Here is an 18,321-nt window from a genome sequence, read left to right on the forward strand (position 1 = left end):
AAATTAATAATATGCAATTATCGTACCAACTTTAATTTCTGACCAATATTTTTCTGATATCAGTAAAAATAATATACTTTTTACATCTCACTTCATTAGTCAGCTATTTTTTTCGTGCAATAATTTTCATAGTACGAAAATTATTGCACGTCATTATTTGCAAGATTGTATTTTTCTAACTTATAGTATAAATTCCGAACAGAAATTCCTAATTGCTTGGCGGTAGCAGTCTTGTTTCCATTATTGTTTTCTAATGATTCTTTTATAACTCTTCGTTCAAAATTTTCCACCATACTAGTCAAATCTTTATTATGTATTTCTAAATGAGTGGGACTAACGCTTGACTCTTTATTTTGTGTTAAAAAATTTAAATGCTTTACATCGATGCTTGTCTCACTATAATCCATGAAAATAATTGCTCGTCCAAGGATATTCTCCAATTCCCGCACATTTCCCGGCCAATCATACTCCATTAAAACATTCAACGCTCTAGGTGTCACTCCTTCCACATTTCTGCCATAATCACGATTAATTTTTTGAATTAATCTTTCACATAAAAAAGGGATTTCCTTCTTTCTATTTCTTAAAGGCGGGATTTGAATTGGCATACGGCTTAATCGATAATAAAGATCCTCTCGAAAGGAACCACTGCCAATAGCTTTTTCAAGATTAACATGAGTTGCAGCAATCACTCTAACATTAATTGGAACAGGTTTCGTCCCCCCTACTCGAATTATCTCATTTTCTTGAAGAACACGTAATAATTTTGCTTGCGTATTAATACTGAGCTCCCCGATTTCGTCCAGGAATATACTTCCATTATTTGCCTCTTCGAACAAACCTTTCTTTCCACCTCTTTTTGCTCCAGAAAAAGCTCCTTCTTCGTATCCAAACAATTCACTTTCTAACAAGGATTCCGATATTGCTGCACAATTTACTCGAATAAACTTATTGTATCTTCGATCACTGGCATTATGTATTGCATGGGCAAACAGTTCTTTTCCAGTACCAGATTCACCTCTTAAAAGAATGGTAACAGGTGTCTTTGCGGCAAGTTTTGCCTGTTCCACCGAAATATTCATTTCTTCTGAATGACTAATAATATCCGCAAAAGTATACTTAGCTTCCAGGGTTCGAATGATTTGTCTGGCAATATGAAGCTCTTTCGTTAAAGACTGAATTTCTGTAACATCGTGAATAACCCCTACACTGCCTTTTAGCTTCCCATTTACAATAATAGGAGCAACATTTACGATTACTTCTTTTTTCATTGGACCTACACGCATCTTAACGCCACGGACTGGTCTTCTAGTTTGAAGGACTTTAAAATGCATACTCTCTCCTTCAGAAATATCTGCAGTAGCAGGTTGGCCAATTACTTTTTCTTCAGAAAGTCCCGTTATTCGTGTATATGCTGGATTAATCAATATTCCCCTGCCGTGTTCATCCACAACCGAAATAGCATCATCACTGGATTGAATAATCGCCTCCAGCATCGTTTGTATTTCCTTCAAATTTGTAATTTCTTCCGCTAAAGAAACGACTTCTGAAACATCCTTAAAAACAGCAATCGCCCCAATGACCTCGTTTTCATCATTAATCATCGGAATTCGTGTAGTAATAATTTTTGTGCCGTTTTTTAAAACCGTTTCTTGGTTAACCTCTACTCTTCTCGTTTGAATGACCCTTAATAATTGACTGTTTGGAATTATCTCCAGTATATTGCTTCCAACTGCGTGCGAAATTGGTGATTCTGTCATTCGTTCGGCGCTTCGGTTAAAGAAGATGATAGTTCCTTCATTATTGATCACTACCATCGCTTCATCCGTAGAATTCAATATCAATTGATGCTTATAGGTTTCTTCCTTTAGCTGCTTAATTAGATCCTCTTTTTCGTCTAATAATTTTGCAATCAAAAAAGCTATACTACCTGGTATAAGAATGGTTTCTTTGCGACAATTTTCAAGTATCTCCCTATATACTCTCTCATCTCCGGTTACTTCTACAATGAGATCTATGGAATTATGGAGAAAATCTCTCCAGTCCTTTCCAAAATCAATTCCATTTTCTTTTGCAAATTGTATACCAGTGGCATCCTCATTCGGATCTGTCACTGCAATAACCTTAAATACATTGCTATTTTTAAATATTTTTAAGATGGCTGTGCCACCCTTTCCCCCGCCTACTACTAAAACGTTTTGCAATTTTTTTCCTCCTGAAATTGCAATATTTTTCATACTTTTATTGTAGGGAAAAAGTGTTCACTTGACAAATTTATTGTGTGTTATATGATTTTCTTAGTCAGAAATATAAGGAGTTTTTATAAATGATTCGATTAATTGCACTTCTCATTTTACTCATACCTGGCGCTTTGGCCGCATACGGAATAAAATTAATGAGAGATATGCTATTTGGGATATTACAGCCGCCATTTCCATATTTATGGCTACAATTTTTAGTGGGATTTATATTATTTATCGCTGGACTCGGCTTTGTTGCAGGCTTTATTTTTTATCGTGACCGTAAACGAAACAAAGTGCAAAACCGTTTTAGCAATAGAGTGTGAATATATTAGAATAAAAAATCTGCGTATGCAGATTTTTTATTTTTTCATTTTAATCGCGTCTCTCCATTCAACGGCCTCTTTCGGAAAATCCGTTATGATAGCAGAACAGGATAAATTTAATAATCTTTTTATATCTTTTTCTTTATTCACTGTATATGGTCGAACTTGAATACCATATTCCATCGCTGAGGTAATAATATCATCCGGAGCAATTTTATAATTCGGATGAATTCCTTTTGCATGAATGGAAGAAGCATAAATCCAAGGCATGAATAAGCCGTCTGAATAGAGTGGGGCAATTTCAATTTCAGGTGCTAAACGATAGCAATGTATAATGGAATAATGATTAAAAGAAGATATGATAATTCGTTTCTCATAACGATACTCGCGAATTAATTGGATCACCTTTTCTTCAATAAGTGGATATTCAATTTTGCCTGTCTTTAATTCAATATTGCATAGTAAGGAATTGCCCCTCATCCAATCAAATACTTCCCTTAAAGATGGGATATGGGGGGATTTAAAAAATGTTTTTAGAGATTTGGATAGATATGAAGCATTAAATTTCTGCAGCTCTTTTAGGGAAAAATCTTTTACAAAGCCTTTGCCATTAGTTGTTCGGTTAATTGTCTCGTCATGAATGACGACGATTTCTCCGTCCCTTGATAATTGTACATCCAGTTCAATGCCGTCTGCTCCACTTTTTTCAGCCGCAATAAATGCATCCATCGTATTTTCCGGGTATGTACCAGCTGCACCACGGTGAGCAAATATAAGGGTCATGCCTTCACGTCCTTTAACGATGTTGTTATCAGATAATAATTAATTAATTAAAGTTGAACTTATAGATAATGTACATTTGGATAAACAAATCCTTTATTTCATTTTATGCTACTTTAAGAAATAAGAAAATACAGAAAAACAGACTCATTAATCTCCATGAGTCTGTTTTTTCTTAAAATAATTATTTAGCGTTTCATTTATTAACTTGCTTTATGCTCCAAACGAAGTTTATCAGCAACCATAGCAATGAATTCCGAGTTTGTTGGTTTGGCTTTGGACATGCTGACAGTATATCCAAATAAAGAAGAAATAGAATCAATATTTCCACGACTCCATGCAACCTCAATAGCATGACGAATTGCCCTTTCAACACGACTAGCAGTGGTATTGTATTTCTTTGCAATATCCGGATATAGAACTTTTGTTATAGATCCTAATAGCTCAATGTCATTGTAGACCATGGAGATGGCTTCTCTTAAGTATAAATATCCCTTTATATGTGCAGGAACTCCAATTTCATGAATAATACTAGTAATACTCGCATCTAAATTTTTTGTCTTGGACTCGCCTTGAGTTCTTAAAGTGGCTGATCTTTTTATTATGGAGCTTCCTTTGCCGCTAACCTGGCGTATTTGGCTTGCTAGGTTTTCCATATCAAACGGCTTTAGAATAAAATAGGAAGCACCTAACTCAACAGCTTTCTTCGTAACGTCCTCTTGACCAAAAGCAGTTAGCATAATAACATTTGGCATCGCAGACAGATTAAGTTCCTTTAATTTTTCTAAAACACCAAGACCATCTAAATGAGGCATGATAATGTCCAGTATAAGTACATCTGGCGCAGCCTCCTCGATTAATTCCAGGCATTCCGATCCATTATATGCTGCTCCAGCTATTTCCATATCATCTTGAGATGAAATAAATTCCTCTAATAATGAAACTAATTCACGATTATCGTCTACAACAAAAACTTTAATTTTCTTCACAAGCAGTTTCCTCCTCAGTTATATCCCTAACAATTTTGTACTATAAACACTTTCGACAATTCCATTTAAAATCCTTCTATTTAATGAAATTTTCCCAAAAAAATAAGTTTTTCTTTATTTTTCTCCCATTTCCTCTTCATTTCGACTGTTTTCGATACATATTACTGCTTTTGTCGAAAAATCTTTATTTAATCATACCATATTTTTTGCAACAGAAAAAGCAAGCTGAAGAGGATTACTCTTTCAGCTTGCTTTTTCTTTATCATCATAAATGTTAATACCAGCCTTATTTAACATCCATTCGATATGAACTCCATATCCGGATGTTGGATCGTTTACAAATACATGTGTTACAGCACCAATTACTTTTCCATTTTGAATGATAGGACTTCCGCTCATTCCCTGTACAATTCCTCCTGTTTTTTCAAGGAGTCTTGGATCGGTCACCTTAATAATCATCCCTTTGGTGGCAGGAAATTTTTGAGGTATAGTACTTACCACTTCTATGTCAAACGCTTCCACTTTGTCTCCATCAACAACTGTTAATATTTTTGCTGGCCCTTCTTTTACTTGATCTGATAAAGCAATTGGTAACGGTTTATCATATTTTCCGTTCTTTATCATTTTGTGTAAATTCCCAAATATCCCAAATGGACTGTTTTGCTTAATATCACCGATTACTTCACGATCTGCTGAAAAACGAGCAAGTTTTTCTCCCGGATTTCCGTTGCTTCCCTTTTCAATGGAAGTAACCGTTGATCTTACAATTTGGCCGTTTTCAACTACGATAGGCTTTTTGGTATCCATATCAGATATGACATGACCTAACGCTCCGTATTTTTTTGATTTAGGATCAATGAACGTCATCGTTCCAATTCCCGCGGCTGAATCCCTTATATACAACCCTAGTTTATATATATTTTCTGATTCATCTTTCTTGGGCTGAATTTGAGTATTAAATTTACCGGAATCACGTTGAATGGTAACTTTTAAAGCGTTCCCACTTTCCCCTGCCTCCTGTACAAAAGGAGCTACATCAGACATTTTTTCAATTGTATGTCCATTTAATTTTGTAATGATGTCCCCAACTTTAATCCCAGCTTGATCACCAGGTGAAACCTTTCCATTTTTCGTTTCAACTAAATGATGTCCTACAACGAGCACACCTTTTGAATTTAATTTCACACCAATGGATTGTCCACCTGGAATGATCCGAAAGTTTTTTAGTACATTCACATCTACTCTTTTTATTGGTAATCCTGCTAGTTCGAGAAATATTTCTTCATGCCCAGCCTTTTTTCCTGTAATAGCAAGTGAATGTTTTTGCTCCTGTACATTCACATTTTTAACCGATTGGTTTACGCTTGCTGATACCTCGGCTGCTTTTGCAAAATTTATTTGATCACCTTGAAAGATCGTGATACTTTTTGGTATGTGGAGATAGTCTTGAAAAGGTTTAGAAAACCCGATTAAACATAGTGAAACAAGGAGAAATCCACCTAACAATTTTCTAAGAAGTTCCCATTTCAAACTTTTCACTCTCCTCGCTTCTAGTCCACACTTATCTGTTTTGGTTTTATAGCGGAAAATAGCTTTCTCTGTTTATTAGCTACAGTTTTAATTTAGCCTTGAAACGCTCGAAATATAACAAGAGGTTATGAAAAAAAGCTACCCATTATGGATAGCTTTTCAAGTACTTTTAATTGTATAAGCTAATTCAATTAATTCTTGGGCGTGCTGTTTTGTGAGATCCGTTATTTCTACCCCTGATATCATTCTGCCGATTTCAATAATTTTTTCCTCATGTGATAAATGCTTGACATTTGTTCTTGTTCTGCCATCCACCATTTCCTTCATAATAAAAAGGTGTGTGTCAGCCATAGCCGCAACTTGTGGAAGATGGGATATACAAAATACTTGTGAATTAGCGGAGATTTGATGAATCTTTTCAGCAATTGCCTGTGCAACCCGTCCACTAACCCCAGTATCTACTTCATCAAATATAATGGATGTTATTCCCTGATGCTTAGAGAAAATTGTCTTTAATGCTAACATCATCCTTGAAAGCTCTCCGCCGGAAGCTACTTTAGCAAGCGGTTTTAAAGGTTCACCAGGATTGGTGGATATATAAAACTCAACGATATCTAAGCCATCTCTTCTGAAAGGTATTTCCTGAACATCCAGAAACTTATCAGCACTTTGGTGGAATTTCACTTCAAATACAGTCTTATCCATATAAAGTTGTTTTAATTCATTTGAAATGGCATCTTTCAGTTTCTTCGCCCACTTTTGTCGCAAATCACTCAGCTGCTTACCTTCTAAAAACAAATCCTTTTTTAATGCAGTAAGCTTCTTTTGCAATTGATCAATATGGCTTTCACGATTCGTAATTGTTTCAATTTCTTCTTCAATTTTAGCACTATACTCTAATATTCCCTCTATCGATTGTCCGTATTTACGCTTTAATTGATTAATTTCATTCAAACGATTTTCTATATCGTTTAATTTTTCTGGCTGAAATTCTAATTGGTCCAATTCATCGCTGATGCTTCTTGTTACATCTTCCAATATGTAAAAGCAATTGGAAATGGACTCGTGTATAGGCTCATATTCTTTATTAAGCTCTGCTGCAGTTTCCATTTGATTCATAAGTAAAGAGATCCAATCAAGACCGCGATGTTCTCCTTGCAGAGCATCAAAGCTTGTTTTTAAAGCATCGAATAGCCTTTCATAATTCATCAGCTTTCTTTTTTCTTCCATTAGCTCCTCGTCTTCCGATAACTGGAGGTTAGCGTTTTGTATTTCTTTTAATTGAAATTGGATTAAGTCTAATCGATGAGCCATTTGTTGTTCATTTTCACTAAGTTTTTTCAATCGGCCTAATGTTTGTTCGTATTCTTTATAAATGTCATTGTAATTTTGCATTGCCTTTTCAATATCTGTTTTCCCATATTGATCAAGCAATTGTAAATGCAATGATTCATTCATCAATTCTTGGTGCTCATGCTGACCATGAATATCCACTAATGTACTGCCTATTTCTCTTAAAACAGAAATAGTAACAAGCTTACCATTAATTCGGCAAACATTTTTTCCGTTCATGTAAATATCTCTTTGAAGCACAATCATATCGTCTTCAATTTCAATTCCAAATTCATTTGCACGTTCTATACATGGGTGTTCATTATGTATGGAGAATAGCCCTTCAATTTCCGCTTTTTTTTCTCCATGCCGAACAAACTCAACTGAGCCTCTCCCACCAACTAATAAATGAATAGCGTCAATAATGATGGATTTACCTGCACCAGTTTCACCAGTTAAGGCAGTTAATCCTTTATCAAATGAGAGATATATTTCATCAATTATTGCAAAGTTTTTTATGGTTAATTCTTGTAACAAGGCAAATTCACCTCTGGTATTTTATTAGAGGACATCCTATAATTTAAATAATGCGCCGGATTAAACCATTTCTAATATTTTTTCGGAAATTAGTTTCGATTTCTCTTCGTCTCTGCAAATAATAAGACATGTATCATCACCGCAAAGAGTTCCGACAATTTCTTCCCAATCCAGGATATCAATTAATGCGCCAATAGAATGGGCATTGCCTGGCAAGGTTTTTAATACAATTAAATAACCAGCCCGATCAATGCTTATAAAAGAATCTGTTAAATTTCTTTTTAATTTTTGCAAGGGATTAAATTTTAAATCAGCAGGCAAGCTATATTTATAACGACCATCATTTAATGGAGTTTTCACTAAATGAAGCTCCTTTATATCACGTGAAATCGTAGCTTGTGTTACATTAAACCCAGCATTTTTTAAGCGGTCCACTAATTCATCTTGGGTTTCAATATCATATGTGGTTATTAATTCTCTTATTTTTATTAGACGTTGACCCTTACTCACCTAAAACCACCTCATACAAAAACATATATTATTTCTCTATTTAATCATCATGTTAGCTTATTTTAATTTAATTGTACACAGAAAAGAAATCCTAAGCGGATTATGATGGAGGTAGACAGAAAAAAGAAGCAATCAGTGAGATGCTCCTTTTGATAATTCCATATGTGCTTCTTCCACAAGATCCTTTATATTTACCGGAATGAAGTTTTGCCCATTTTCCTGGCCTTCCCCGCACCATTTTAAATGGATTAAAAATTCAATATTCCCTTCACCGCCTGTTATAGGCGAATAAGAGATGTTTTCAGCGTTATATCCTTGCTCTAATGCTAAATTAATGATTTTTTCTAGCACTTGTTCATGCACTTTTTTATCCCGTACAATCCCTTTTTTCCCTACTTGTTCTTTACCGGCTTCAAATTGCGGTTTAATCAGGGCAATTACATCACTATTTGGAACTAATAGTGTTCGTAAAACAGGTAGAATCAATGACAGTGAAATAAAGGAAACATCAATGGACGCAAAATTGGGCATTTCACGTGAAAGGTCTGCAGGAGTTACATATCTAAAATTTGTTCTTTCCATCACGACCACTCGATCATCTTGCCGTAATTTCCAAGCAAGCTGATTGTATCCCACATCTAATGCATAAGACATTTTTGCCCCGTTCTGCAAAGCACAGTCGGTAAATCCTCCTGTAGAAGCACCGATATCCAATAAAATTTTATTTTGGATATTTACATCAAAAACCTTAAGAGCCTTTTCAAGCTTCAATCCACCACGGCTAACATAAGGCAAAACATTTCCTTTAACTACTAATGGTATATCCTCATTTACTTTTTCTCCAGGTTTATCTAAACGATTTTCATTAGAAAAAACGAGGCCGGCCATTATTGCCCGCTTCGCTTTTTCTCTCGTTTCAATAAGACCTCTTTCTACAAGAAGCATATCTAGTCGTTGTTTTTTTATCTTCATCTTTACGCCCTTTTTTGTTTTTTTGGAGTAATAGAGATAATTTTATTTATGGCGTTTTCCGTAGTAAAACCAATTTCCTCCAACAATTGATCCACATTTCCATGCTCTATAAATCGGTCAGGTATACCCATTCTGTCTATGACATTATGATAATATCCATGATCATGAGCAAATTCGATTACAGAGCTGCCAAACCCGCCTTCTAGAACTGCCTCTTCAATGGTTAAAATAGGCATATTTTTATCTAATAATGATGTCAGCATTTTTTCGTCCAAAGGCTTGATAAATCGAGCATTAACTACCTTAACGGAGTATCCTTGTTTATTCAAACGGTTTGCAGCATCTAACGCCATTGGTATAGTTGTTCCAAAGGTTAGGATTGCAGCATCTGTACCTTCCTTTAGTACCTCCCAGGTTCCAATTGGAATCTGTCTTAGGTCTTCGTCTAGCGGTACACCTATCCCATTTCCACGTGGAAATCTCATTGCAATTGGTCCTTTATCGTATTTAATAGCTGTATTGACCATATGCTGACCTTCGTTTTCATCCTTCGGCATCATAATGACCATATTTGGAATATGACGTAAAAAGGCAATATCAAATACACCCTGATGTGTTTCCCCATCAGCGCCTACCAATCCTGCTCGATCAATTCCTATAAAAACATTTAAATTTTGCCGGCAAATATCGTGTACCACCTGGTCATAGGCACGTTGTAAAAAGGTAGAATAAATAGCCAAAAACGGTTTCATTTTCTGCGTCGCTAAGCCTGCAGCTAAAGTTGCAGCGTGCTGTTCCGCAATTCCGACATCATACATTTGATCCGGGAGTTGTTCTGCAAATTTCTCCAACTTAGATCCTACAGGCATGGCAGGAGTTATGGCTACAATCCGTTTATCCTTTTTTGCTAATCTTAGTACTGTATCACTTACGAGCTTGCTCCACGCCGGTGGTGCATTAACAGGCTTAATTAGATCGCCTGTTTCAATTTTATATTGACCAGTACCGTGCCAGGTTCCGATAGTGTCATTTTCAGCTGGTTTATAGCCTTTTCCTTTTTTGGTGATAACATGTAAAAGAATTGGACCTTTAGTCTTTTTAGCATATTGAAAATTCTCAAATAACGCTTCGAAATTATGGCCATCTACAGGACCTAAATAAGTAAATCCTAGCTCTTCAAAAAATATCCCTGATACAACTAAATATTTTAAACTATCTTTGATTCTTTCAGCTGTTGCAGCAAGCTTTCCACCAACTGCAGGAATCTTTTTCAATAAACTTTCTAATTCATCCTTTGCCCAACGATATTTTCCGGCAGTTCTTAACCTACCGAGCACATTATGTAATGCACCTACATTGGGAGCAATCGACATTTCATTATCATTTAATACGACTATTAAATCTTTCTGTTCGTGCCCAATATGGTTCAATGCTTCCAGCGCCATTCCACCTGTTAATGCACCATCTCCGATTACAGGAACAATAAAAGATTTTTCCCCTTTTATATCTCTTGCAATCGCCATTCCCATCGCTGCCGATAATGAAGTGGAACTATGACCTGTCTCCCATACATCATGTTCACTTTCTGCCATTTTTGGAAATCCGCAAAGGCCATTAAATTGTCTTAACGTATCAAATTGATTTGCACGCCCCGTTAATATTTTGTGGACATAGGACTGATGGCCAACATCCCAAAGTATCTTATCATTAGGACTATCAAAACATTTATGCAATGCAATGGTCAATTCAACAACCCCTAGGTTGGGACCAATATGCCCACCTGTTTTTGATATTTTTTCGATTAAAAATTTCCGGATATCTTCACTAAGATCCTTCAATTGGTCGACATTCATATTTTTTAAAAACGAAGGGTCTTTAATTGATAATAGATCCATGATGGATCACTCACTTTCGTTAATATAGATTGTGTTTCGTAAAATAATGTATCAAAAAATAAAATGATTAGTCTCATGGAAGCTGTTAAGAAATATGTCCTTTTTATATTACTACTCCTGATTATAATAATAATTTGATTTTCTACAATATAGGTTCATATTATTTATTATAGCCTTTTTCGAATATATTGTTGCTTTTTGTAAGCAGTAATAAATTCTAATCTAGAATTTGATTCGAAGCAAGCAGTTATTCATTTCTAATCCAAATAAGGATGTTTATCCGTACTCGTCTACGATAGTAATAACGATTAAGTAAGGAGTTCAAATTATAATGGAAAAAGAGCCGTTAACACTAATGTGATAACGGCCAGACATTCCACACAAATAACGGTTAACATTATATATGTACGATTTATACATAATAAGTATACTATAACATAACAACCATTTTCACTCAATTTCTGTAAGCGTATCCTTCTTTAGTAATTTCTCATTGCAATCAAATCCGTCATTTGTGCAAGAAGTTCTGCTCGCAAACCTGTCTTTTTCAGCATTCCTTTTGCTTCTTCAATATGATATTGCAATCGGTCCTTCGCCCCATCTAAAGATAAAAGAGACGGATAAGTACTTTTATGGTTTGTTACATCACTACCAATAGGCTTACCGATAATATCCTGATTCCCTTCTATATCTAAAACATCGTCTCTAATCTGAAACGCAATCCCTAAATGTTTAGAGTACTCCTTTAACAAATCCTGCTGTTTTTCAGTAGCTCCTCCAATTAGTGCTCCAGCCATAACAGAAAAAGTAATGAGCTTCCCGGTTTTATTTGCATGAATATATTGTAGCTGATCGATGGATAAGGTGGTATTTTCACCCTGCATATCTGCTACCTGTCCTCCAACCATTCCTTCAGAACCTGCTGCACGAGAAAGCATCGTAATTAATTCTAATTTTTCATTGGAGGTCAGGCGTTCATCCTCTGCTATTAGCTGAAAGCTATACGTTAGCAATCCATCACCAGCTAAAATCGCGATTGCTTCACCGTAAACCTTATGATTAGTCGGCTTTCCTCTACGTAAATCATCATTGTCCATTGCAGGAAGATCATCATGAATTAAGGAATAGGTATGTACCATTTCTACTGCACATGCTGCGGAGAGACCTTTGTTAATATCTTGGTTTAACGCATGTAAGGTGGCTAACAGCAATATTGGACGAATTCGCTTTCCTCCTGCTTGTAAGGAATAATCCATTGCTTCCTTTATAAGGGTGGGAGCTTTCAATACAGCAATATATTGGGCCAGTTCTTTTTCAATTTGAATAATATATTGCTTCATAAACGCACTTAATTCTGTTGTACTCACCTTACTCTTCCTCCTTAATCACAAACTCCTCTTCCCCATCTTCCGTTATCACTTTGGCTAATTGTTCCTCCACATTTTTCAACTTATCATGACAAAGCTTGGAGAGCTCCATTCCTTGTTTATAATAATTCAATGCTTCCTCTAAAGGAACATCTCCTTCCTCCAACCTTTGAACAATCACTTCTAACTTTTCCATCGCTTCTTCAAATGTTATTTTATTCTCACTCATGGTCTATACTCCTCTCTATCCCTTGAACGGTACAATTTAGAGTACCATCTGACACTCTTACTATTACCGAATCCCCTTTATCTGCTTGTTCAATGCTTTTTAAAACGGTTCTCTCTTCCGTATAAGTAACACTATATCCTCTTTCCATTATCTTTAAAGGGCTTAGCGCTTGTAAAGTACTCACAATTTGAGAGAAGTCTTTTTGTTTATTATTAATAATCATCTTAAGATTTTTTTGAAGTCCTATTGTAAGACGCTTATATACTTCTTTTTCGCGCTTTAATTGTTCGGATGGTCGATTTCGATATAGACGTTGTCGCAAAAATTGTAACTCGGATCCAGCACGTTCAGATAAAACTTTTGTTTCTCTATTAAGTCTTTCTGTTAAGCGATCAATATGTTCCATTTTTTGTTGATAAAGCAAGTGGGGATTTTTAAAAATATAGGATTTTTTAATATAATCAAGACGTTTCTTTTCTTGGCGATATATATCTGAAATCCCTCTAATTAAGCGAGTTTTCCTATTTAATAATCGCTCCATCAAATCCTCGATATGAGGAACAGCCATCTCGGCAGCACCCGTTGGTGTAGGTGCTCTGAGGTCAGCTACAAAATCTGCAATAGTAACATCTGTTTCATGACCAACGGCTGAAATAACGGGAATATCGGATGCGTGAATGGCCCTGGCTACTATTTCTTCATTAAATGCCCATAATTCTTCGATCGATCCCCCACCACGCCCGACTATTAATACATCGGCCAGCTTTTGATCATTCGCCTTTTGAATCGCCTTTACAATGGATTTAGCCGCATTCTCCCCTTGTACCAGTGCAGGATGAAGGTGAATGGCACCGATCGGATATCTTCTTTTAATGGTCGTAATAATATCTCTTACTGCTGCACCCGTTGGGGAGGTAATGACCCCAATTACTTTTGGATAGGGAGGAATTTTTCTCTTTCTTTCTGGTGCAAAAAGACCTTCCTTTTCGAGTCTTTCTTTTAGCTGTTCATAAGCCAGGTATAATCCCCCGATACCATCAGGTTGCATGTCCTTCACATAAATTTGATACTGGCCACTTGCCTCGTAAACGGAAATAGATCCCCTAATTAAAACATTCAATCCGTTTTCTGGTTCAAATCGCAGGTTCTTCGCTGCCGAGGAAAACATAACCGATAATATTCTTGCTTTAGCATCCTTTAATGTAAAGTAAAGGTGACCGCTGGAATGTAGCTTTAGATTAGAAATCTCACCCTTCACATAAATATCGTTCAAATAAGGATCGGCATCAAATTTTCTCTTTATGTATTTAGTTAATGCTTGTACGCTTAAATATGTTGGAGCTGTCATTTTAACACCTTCTATTTTATTTCAAAACCATTAAAATGTATGAAGAAAAGCTGCTTCCTGCATTTTTTTGGAAGACAGCTTATTCTTTTTATTTGGCTGTTTTCATATAGTTGTGGATTTTCGTAAATTGTTATAAATCATACTATAGACTTATTTTTAGGGCATCTTTTCTTAAGAAGTTTTCTTACAAAAATTAGGTTGTTATTAAGAATTCGTCTGCAAAAACAATAATGTTTCAGAAAAGAACCTTCTATTATTTACTATTCAGGAAAGTTGAGGATGCTGAATATCCATACTGGCAGATTTTAACGTGTTGTAAAGAAGCATGGTAATGGTCATCGGTCCGACACCACCCGGTACAGGTGTTATATATGACACTTTCGACTTTACCTGTTCGAAATCAACATCCCCACACAGCTTTCCATTTTCATCTTTATTCATTCCAACGTCAATAACTATAGCGTTATCCTTAACCATATCAGCAGTTACAAATTTTGCCTTGCCAATTGCAGCAACGAGAATATCTGCCTGCTTTGTAAAGAAAGAAAGATTTTTTGTTTTGGAATGACAATAGGTGACCGTAGCATTTTCATTTAAAAATAATTGCCCCGAAGGTTTTCCAACGATATTGCTTCTTCCTATTACTACAACATGTTTGCCCTCAATGGGAATACTCTCATATCTTAACATTTCCATAATTCCAAAAGGTGTACATGGCAAAAAGGTATCCTGACCCGTCATCATTTTGCCTATATTAATTGGATGGAAACCATCTACATCCTTTTCCGGAATAATGGTTTCAATTACCTTCTTATCATTTATCTGTTTTGGTAAAGGCAATTGAACAAGAATGCCATGAATCGAAGAATCTTGATTCAATTCCTCTATTTTATCTAGTAATTCCTTCTCTGTGATTGTATCGCTTAATTCGATGAGCACTGATTTCATGCCTAATTTTTGACAGCTTATTTGTTTATTCGTTACGTAGGTTCTTGAAGCAGGATTATTTCCAACTAATATTACCGCAAGGCCAGGAATAACTCCTTTTTTCAATAAAGTATCTACCTCAGCCTTTATTTCTTTCCGGATAGAAGCGGCAATTTGTTTACCATCAATGATTTTCGCTGACATCTCGGTCCATCCCCTTATTTGGTTTTTTCCGTTAGCGTCGAATCAAAGAAGAAAAAATTATTGATTTAAGCCATCCTTTATTTTCGAAAGGACCCCATTAATAAATTTACTTGATTTCTCATCACCAAAACGTTTCGATATTTCCAACGCCTCATTAATCGCTACATTGGACGGAACATCATGAACATACAATAATTCATATACCGCGATCCGTAATATATTTAAATCTACCTTTGCCAAGCGATTAACAGACCAGTTTTCAAGATGCTTGGATATTCTTTCATCTATTTCTTTTAAATGTGTACTTGTGCCATTCACAAGCTCCGCTAGATACGGGTCCATCGTTTCACCATGCAAAATGTTTTTTATCGCTTCCTCTGGCCCCGCTTCATTAATATCTATCTGAAATAATGCTTGAAGGGCTTTTTCTCGAGCAGTTCTTCTTTTCATCATTATGTATTACTCCTTTTTATTAAATAATGTATAAATAATGGTTTTATCCTCTATATTATTTTGTTCCATTCATCGTATTACCATAAAAATAATATCATAAAAAGGAGTAATCACGCATTTTTTGTAAAATTTAAATAGCCAAAGGTAAGGTACCTTTGGCTATGATGATTAAGAAAGCTCCAAATCAGAATCGCTTTCATGCTTTTGATTTTCGAATTGAATACCTACAATATGAATATTGACTTCATCAGCAACCAGTGCTGTCATATTTATTAATGATTGACGAATATTATCCTGGATTTGCCCGGCAACAGTTGGGATAGATACCCCAAAGTCCATAATACAGTATACGTCAACCTTAATGCCTTCATCTGATAAATCAACTTTTACACCTTTACCATGATTTTTTCTGCCTAGACGTTCTGCCACACCGCTAGCGAAATTTCCACGCATTTGCGCAACACCTTCCACCTCAGATGCAGCGATACCAGCAATTACTTCAATAACCTCTGGAGCAATTTCTACTTTGCCAAGATCATTATTCACTGATTCCATCTCTAGCATTGGATTTGTTTCTACCACGTTCAACACCTCCATAGAGCATTATTTCATTACTTCATATTTCTCTAAAAACTTCGTATTGAAGTCTCCCGAAACAAATACTTCATGATCCAATAGCCTTAAATGAAACGGTATAGTAGTCTGAACACCTTCAATAGCAAATTCACTCAATGCTCGTTTCATACGGGCTATTGCTTCCTCTCTTGTCGATCCGTACGAGATTACTTTTGCAATCATCGAATCATAATAAGGAGGTATTGTATATCCAGGATATGCAGCAGAGTCCACCCGAATACCTAAACCACCAGGTGGTAAGTACATATTAATTTTCCCAGCAGAAGGCATAAAGTTTTTCTCTGGGTTCTCCGCGTTAATACGGCATTCAATAGCCCATCCGTTAAAAGTAACATCCTCTTGTTTCAAGGATAAAGGTTTTCCCGAAGCAACAAAAATCATTTCTTTAATTAAATCTACTCCCGTTACAAGTTCTGTTACCGGATGTTCTACTTGAATACGTGTATTCATTTCCATAAAATAAAACTTTTGATTGTGGTAATCATAAATAAATTCTACAGTACCTGCTCCAGAATAATCAACCGCTTTAGCTGCTTTTACAGCTGCTTCTCCCATTTTCTCGCGAATTTCAGCATTAAGTGCTGGAGAAGGAGTTTCTTCTAACAATTTTTGCAAACGTCTTTGGATAGAACAATCCCTTTCACCTAAGTGAATAACATTTCCATGATTGTCAGCCATTATTTGAATCTCAACATGACGGAAATCCTCAATATACTTTTCAATATATACTCCTGGATTTCCGAAAGCAGTTGCCGCTTCCTGTTGAGTTATATTAATACCTTTGATTAGCTCGTCTTCCGTTTTGGCAACACGAATTCCTTTTCCGCCACCACCGGCTGTAGCTTTAATAATCACAGGATAACCAATTGTGTTCGCTAATTCTGTTGCTTCCTCAATGCTCTCAATAATTCCTTGAGATCCCGGAACAATCGGAACACCTGCTTCTTTCATTGTTTCTCTGGCAACATCTTTTGTTCCCATCTTGGAAATTGCCTCAGGGCTAGGACCGATGAATGTAATATTGCAAGCTCGGCAAAGCTCGGCAAAGTCTGCATTTTCAGCAAGGAATCCATAACCTGGATGAATTGCATCACACCCGCTTAATTTTGCTACGCTAATAATGTTGGTAAAATTTAAATAGCTGTCTTTCGATGCCTTCGGTCCTATACAATATGCCTCGTCAGCCAGTTGAACATGAAGAGCTTCTTTATCTGCTTCAGAATAAACGGACACAGCCTCTATTCCTAAGTCACGGCATGCACGAATAATTCGGACTGCAATCTCTCCACGATTAGCTATTAGGATTTTTTTTATCACTGGTGATCGCTCCTTACTTCGTCTTTACCAAAAATAGTGGTTGTCCATATTCTACTAGCTGTCCATCTTTAGCAAGAACTTCCACAATTTCTCCATCTACTTCTGCTTCAATTTCATTGAACAGTTTCATAGCTTCTACAATACATACGATAGAATCACTTTTTACTTGTGAGCCTACTTTTACATATGCATCTTTATCTGGTGACGGTGATTGATAGAAAGTTCCTACCATTGGAGAAACAATTTTATGTAGGTTAGTATCCTGAACAGGCGCCGCTTCCACTTTGCTTTCTATCCGATTAGTGATAGCATTTTCAATCGGAGCTGCTGCTGCAACTTGCGGTACACTTTGAACTACTGGCTGCTGTACTGGTTGTGTAATAACCTGTGACTCAACTACAGCAACTCCAGAATTTTTTTTCATTTTTAAAGTAGAACCTTCGCTTTCAAATTCAAATTCGTCAATGCTTGATTGGTCAACAAGTTTAATAATTTCGCGTATTTCTTGAATTTTAAACATATTACACCTCTTCTAAATTTAATGTGCATGATCCTTATTGTTCCCGCGCAGCTTACAATGTAGCCTTTACCATATTTAAAATAACGTATGATAGATAAACAGCAGGGTAAAAATTAGTTTAGGACTAACTACTAATATCATACGATAACTTTGCTTTAAAATTCAACCATTGAGAAAAAGAGTAAATATATATTACTATGTAAATTACA

The 18,321-nt window shown here is 35.9% G+C and carries 17 protein-coding genes; 1 reads left to right on the forward strand and 16 read right to left on the reverse strand.

Features of this window, described 5'->3' with window-relative positions:
- Positions 1-140 precede the first annotated feature (140 nt).
- Complete coding sequence (locus KHA87_RS08935) at positions 141-2,204, reverse strand: sigma-54 interaction domain-containing protein (protein WP_213093722.1); 2,064 nt, start codon at positions 2,202-2,204, stop codon at positions 141-143.
- A gap of 122 nt (positions 2,205-2,326) precedes the next feature.
- Between KHA87_RS08935 and KHA87_RS08940 the strand changes: the two genes are divergently transcribed.
- The gene (locus tag KHA87_RS08940) at positions 2,327-2,566 is read left to right on the forward strand and encodes a DUF2627 domain-containing protein (protein WP_213093723.1); all 240 of its coding nucleotides are present in this window, start codon (positions 2,327-2,329) and stop codon (positions 2,564-2,566) included.
- Positions 2,567-2,602: 36 nt separating this feature from the next.
- Here the strand turns inward: KHA87_RS08940 and KHA87_RS08945 are convergent, their stop codons facing one another.
- From KHA87_RS08945 to accB, 15 genes are all read right to left on the reverse strand, one after another.
- Positions 2,603-3,349: a glycerophosphodiester phosphodiesterase gene (locus tag KHA87_RS08945; RefSeq protein WP_213093724.1), complete on the reverse strand. Its 747-nt coding sequence runs from the start codon at positions 3,347-3,349 to the stop codon at positions 2,603-2,605.
- Between the two features lie 200 nt (positions 3,350-3,549).
- Positions 3,550-4,335, reverse strand: a complete 786-nt coding sequence (spo0A, locus tag KHA87_RS08950; protein ID WP_213093725.1) for a sporulation transcription factor Spo0A — start codon at positions 4,333-4,335, stop codon at positions 3,550-3,552.
- A 243-nt stretch (positions 4,336-4,578) separates the two neighbouring features.
- Complete coding sequence (spoIVB, locus tag KHA87_RS08955) at positions 4,579-5,874, reverse strand: SpoIVB peptidase (RefSeq protein WP_481748341.1); 1,296 nt, start codon at positions 5,872-5,874, stop codon at positions 4,579-4,581.
- Between the two features lie 150 nt (positions 5,875-6,024).
- Complete coding sequence (recN, locus tag KHA87_RS08960; protein ID WP_213093727.1) at positions 6,025-7,734, reverse strand: DNA repair protein RecN; 1,710 nt, start codon at positions 7,732-7,734, stop codon at positions 6,025-6,027.
- Positions 7,735-7,794: 60 nt separating this feature from the next.
- Positions 7,795-8,244, reverse strand: a complete 450-nt coding sequence (gene ahrC, locus KHA87_RS08965; RefSeq protein ID WP_213093728.1) for a transcriptional regulator AhrC/ArgR — start codon at positions 8,242-8,244, stop codon at positions 7,795-7,797.
- A gap of 132 nt (positions 8,245-8,376) precedes the next feature.
- Positions 8,377-9,216: a TlyA family RNA methyltransferase gene (locus tag KHA87_RS08970; protein ID WP_213093729.1), complete on the reverse strand. Its 840-nt coding sequence runs from the start codon at positions 9,214-9,216 to the stop codon at positions 8,377-8,379.
- A gap of 2 nt (positions 9,217-9,218) precedes the next feature.
- Positions 9,219-11,111: a 1-deoxy-D-xylulose-5-phosphate synthase gene (gene dxs / locus KHA87_RS08975; protein WP_213093730.1), complete on the reverse strand. Its 1,893-nt coding sequence runs from the start codon at positions 11,109-11,111 to the stop codon at positions 9,219-9,221.
- A gap of 479 nt (positions 11,112-11,590) precedes the next feature.
- Positions 11,591-12,451: a polyprenyl synthetase family protein gene (locus KHA87_RS08980; RefSeq protein WP_213094291.1), complete on the reverse strand. Its 861-nt coding sequence runs from the start codon at positions 12,449-12,451 to the stop codon at positions 11,591-11,593.
- A 28-nt stretch (positions 12,452-12,479) separates the two neighbouring features.
- The gene (gene xseB, locus KHA87_RS08985) at positions 12,480-12,707 is read right to left on the reverse strand and encodes an exodeoxyribonuclease VII small subunit (protein WP_213093731.1); all 228 of its coding nucleotides are present in this window, start codon (positions 12,705-12,707) and stop codon (positions 12,480-12,482) included.
- Complete coding sequence (gene xseA, locus KHA87_RS08990; RefSeq protein WP_213093732.1) at positions 12,700-14,055, reverse strand: exodeoxyribonuclease VII large subunit; 1,356 nt, start codon at positions 14,053-14,055, stop codon at positions 12,700-12,702. The genes xseB and xseA overlap by 8 nt, the downstream gene beginning before the upstream one ends.
- A 264-nt stretch (positions 14,056-14,319) precedes the next feature.
- Complete coding sequence (gene folD / locus KHA87_RS08995) at positions 14,320-15,186, reverse strand: bifunctional methylenetetrahydrofolate dehydrogenase/methenyltetrahydrofolate cyclohydrolase FolD (RefSeq protein WP_213093733.1); 867 nt, start codon at positions 15,184-15,186, stop codon at positions 14,320-14,322.
- 57 nt (positions 15,187-15,243) lie between these two features.
- Positions 15,244-15,636 (reverse strand): transcription antitermination factor NusB, encoded by a 393-nt coding sequence (gene nusB, locus KHA87_RS09000; RefSeq protein WP_213094292.1) that lies wholly within the window; start codon positions 15,634-15,636, stop codon positions 15,244-15,246.
- Between the two features lie 171 nt (positions 15,637-15,807).
- Positions 15,808-16,221 (reverse strand): Asp23/Gls24 family envelope stress response protein, encoded by a 414-nt coding sequence (locus KHA87_RS09005; RefSeq protein WP_481748342.1) that lies wholly within the window; start codon positions 16,219-16,221, stop codon positions 15,808-15,810.
- Between the two features lie 21 nt (positions 16,222-16,242).
- On the reverse strand, positions 16,243-17,592 hold the full coding sequence (gene accC / locus KHA87_RS09010) for an acetyl-CoA carboxylase biotin carboxylase subunit (protein WP_213093735.1): 1,350 nt from the start codon (positions 17,590-17,592) through the stop codon (positions 16,243-16,245).
- A 13-nt stretch (positions 17,593-17,605) separates the two neighbouring features.
- The gene (gene accB / locus KHA87_RS09015) at positions 17,606-18,112 is read right to left on the reverse strand and encodes an acetyl-CoA carboxylase biotin carboxyl carrier protein (protein WP_213093736.1); all 507 of its coding nucleotides are present in this window, start codon (positions 18,110-18,112) and stop codon (positions 17,606-17,608) included.
- Between the last annotated feature and the right edge of the window lie 209 nt (positions 18,113-18,321).

The organism is Bacillus sp. FJAT-49736 (assembly GCF_018343615.1).
Classification (GTDB): Bacteria; Bacillota; Bacilli; order Bacillales; family Bacillaceae_C; genus Margalitia.

Excerpts from the sequence above, each read along its gene's own strand:
- xseB (WP_213093731.1), bottom strand. The coding sequence starts at position 12,707 with ATGAGTGAGAATAAAATAACATTTGAAGAAGCGATGGAAAAGTTAGAA.
- xseA (WP_213093732.1), bottom strand. The coding sequence starts at position 14,055 with ATGACAGCTCCAACATATTTAAGCGTACAAGCATTAACTAAATACATA.
- KHA87_RS08980 (WP_213094291.1), bottom strand. The coding sequence starts at position 12,451 with ATGAAGCAATATATTATTCAAATTGAAAAAGAACTGGCCCAATATATT.
- folD (WP_213093733.1), bottom strand. The coding sequence starts at position 15,186 with ATGTCAGCGAAAATCATTGATGGTAAACAAATTGCCGCTTCTATCCGG.
- KHA87_RS08970 (WP_213093729.1), bottom strand. The coding sequence starts at position 9,216 with ATGAAGATAAAAAAACAACGACTAGATATGCTTCTTGTAGAAAGAGGT.
- accB (WP_213093736.1), bottom strand. The coding sequence starts at position 18,112 with ATGTTTAAAATTCAAGAAATACGCGAAATTATTAAACTTGTTGACCAA.
- KHA87_RS08940 (WP_213093723.1), top strand. The coding sequence starts at position 2,327 with ATGATTCGATTAATTGCACTTCTCATTTTACTCATACCTGGCGCTTTG.
- nusB (WP_213094292.1), bottom strand. The coding sequence starts at position 15,636 with ATGAAAAGAAGAACTGCTCGAGAAAAAGCCCTTCAAGCATTATTTCAG.
- dxs (WP_213093730.1), bottom strand. The coding sequence starts at position 11,111 with ATGGATCTATTATCAATTAAAGACCCTTCGTTTTTAAAAAATATGAAT.
- KHA87_RS08945 (WP_213093724.1), bottom strand. The coding sequence starts at position 3,349 with ATGACCCTTATATTTGCTCACCGTGGTGCAGCTGGTACATACCCGGAA.